2 protein-coding genes and 1 pseudogene are annotated in these 2,336 nt (G+C 52.1%); all 3 read left to right on the top strand.

The annotated features are described in order from the left end of the window. Nucleotides 1-206, top strand: a pseudogene (locus HMPREF0178_RS21925) (alpha/beta hydrolase); the annotation flags it as partial. A 12-nt stretch (nt 207-218) separates the two neighbouring features. Then, complete coding sequence (locus HMPREF0178_RS22385) at nt 219-737, top strand: hypothetical protein (protein WP_009379300.1); 519 nt, start codon at nt 219-221, stop codon at nt 735-737. Then, nucleotides 734-1,300 carry an alpha/beta fold hydrolase gene (locus HMPREF0178_RS22380; protein WP_232281184.1) on the top strand — a complete coding sequence of 189 codons (567 nt, stop codon included), beginning with the start codon at nt 734-736 and terminating at the stop codon, nt 1,298-1,300. The genes HMPREF0178_RS22385 and HMPREF0178_RS22380 overlap by 4 nt, the downstream gene beginning before the upstream one ends. Nucleotides 1,301-2,336 lie beyond the last annotated feature (1,036 nt).

Below are 2,336 nucleotides of genomic sequence, written 5' to 3'. Positions count from 1 at the left end.
CCGTGGTCAGCCTTGATGACCCCATAGCCTCCCCACGCGTGATGGAGCGCAGGATCACGGCGCTGAACGCGGCGGGCGTAGATACGGAATTTCATCTCTATCGGAACGCAGGACATGGTTTCGGCGTCGGTACGGGAACCGATGCGGAAGGTTGGATAGACTATGCCATCCATTTTTGGGAACAGCATTTAACAAAGAAAAAGTGAGGAGATGTGGCGATGAAGTCAAAAACACTTCTTGCAGGACTTCTATTTGCGGCGGGGCTTGCCACGGCGACGGCTGCAATGGCGGATGAAAGCAATTCCTCCCCATTAGTTATCAGAGAACAAGGAAGTTTTGCGGCGGGGGGCACGGTTATCCCCGCAAGGGAAACATATAACCCCTTGAAACCTCAGGCTGCCGGACAGACATTGCACGGTGACCACGCCTATGTGTTTTATCAGGTTCCGGCAGACGCCAGAAAATACCCCCTGGTCTTTCTGCACGGAGCGGGCCAGTCAGCCAAGACGTGGGAAACCACACCGGACGGACGCGAAGGTTTTCAGAATATTTTTCTGCGTCGGGGATTCGGCGTTTATTTGAAGATCAGCCCCGACGCGGCGATGCCGGGCGAAGCACCGTTTCCGCCACTGTTGAGGCCAAGCCTGACGAGCAATTCTGGTTCGGGCAGTTCCGGCTCGGCATCTGGCCCGACTTTTTTGAAGGAACGCAGTTTGCCCGTGGCGACGAATCGTTGAATCAATTTTTTCGCCAGATGACGCCTAATACCGGCCCCTATGACGCCGAGGTCATCTCCGACGCAATGACCGCCGTATTCGACCGAATCGGTTCCGGTATTCTGGTAACACACTCTCAGGGCGGCGGCCCCGGCTGGCTGACGGCAATAAAGAGTAAAAACGTGCGGGCTGTCGTGGCCTATGAACCCGGTAGCGGCTTTGTCTTTCCCGAAGGCGAACTGCCTAAACCCATCCCCAACGCCAGTTCTTTCGGGCCATTCACGGCTGCGGAAGTCCCCTTGGAACAATTCAAAGCTCTGACTCGGATGCCCATCGTCATCTATTATGGCGACAATATTCCAGAACACCCCGTTTCAGAACCTCATCAGGACTACTGGCGTGCAGCCATGAGCATGGCAAAACTCTGGGCGGACGCCGTGAACCGGCATGGCGGCGACGCTACCGTAGTGCATCTTCCCAAAATAGGAGTACAGGGAAATACCCATTTCCCCTTTTCCGATCTGAATAATATCAAAGTAGCCGATATATTATCCCAGTGGTTAAAAGAAAAAAAGGTGGACTGACGCAATGAATACCTGGTTGATTGTCGGATGCTCTTCCGGTCTTGGGAAAAGCCTGGCCAAAGCGGTTCTTGATCATGGGGATCAGGTTATTGTCACGGCCAGTCCCCCTGAAACAGTACAACTGTTCAGAGAACGCTTTCCGCAATCATATGTATTTCAGTAATTATATATTTATGTAGTTGTATATAACAAAATGCAGGACAATGCCGATAGAAATTCTTTCGTCATTGTCCTTATATTTTGAGGTATTAACATTACAGATTCAGTGTATCCGGAACTGGTAGGGGTTGTAGGGGGGAACGTCCCGAATTACCAAGGAGTGTTCTTCCGGGGATACGGAGGACAGACAAGCTATCACTATGGCGCTGTTGGCCATTGGAGCGCGGGGCTAGGCGAGCTGCAAGGGGATGGAATACGAGAAATATGGGGAGAACTTTCTTATCTGCCCCGAAGCCGTGATGGAGAAGTGGGACAGTTCGGTTCACTGGCCTTTTGGAACGAAGGGCGTAATCAATGGATGAATGACGCGGGTAAGGCGCCATCAGGTGCAATGAACTTTTATGCGTCTCGCTCAACTCCTGTTGTTGGTGAAATCCGCCCGGTGAACCGTGCTGTTCACTACCTGATCAGAGCAAGATGATATTAAAATACATATAGATAATAGACGAAGGCAACGCCAAGAAAGAATTTACTTTGGCGTTGCCTTTGCTATAAGTATATAATTACATAAATACAGATTTACGGCTTTGCGCGAATAAGACAGCGTACATAGATGTGATCCGGGGCAGTTTCTGCTTCCCCCGTGTAGTCAGTCGGGCTTCCACCTCCAGCTCCGATACTTCCGCTCACAGCCCCATTCCGCAGGCTCCCGGAGACGCTGCTGGCATTAGTCGTTCCGCTCACCATCCCGCTGGCCGTGCCGGATATACTTCCTCCTCCCGTACTGCCCCAGATTGAACCTCCTGAAGTGGTTGCGGCTACTGTGGAAGAACCTCCTACAGTGAACTCGGCACCCCCCTGATCTGGACCCATAGAC

Source organism: Bilophila sp. 4_1_30, assembly GCF_000224655.1.
GTDB lineage: Bacteria > Desulfobacterota > Desulfovibrionia > Desulfovibrionales > Desulfovibrionaceae > Bilophila > Bilophila wadsworthia.
Note: the sequence above shows the minus strand (reverse complement) of the source record. Positions and strands in the feature narration are given on the sequence as shown.

Excerpts from the sequence above, each read along its gene's own strand:
- HMPREF0178_RS22385 (WP_009379300.1), top strand. The coding sequence starts at position 219 with ATGAAGTCAAAAACACTTCTTGCAGGACTTCTATTTGCGGCGGGGCTT.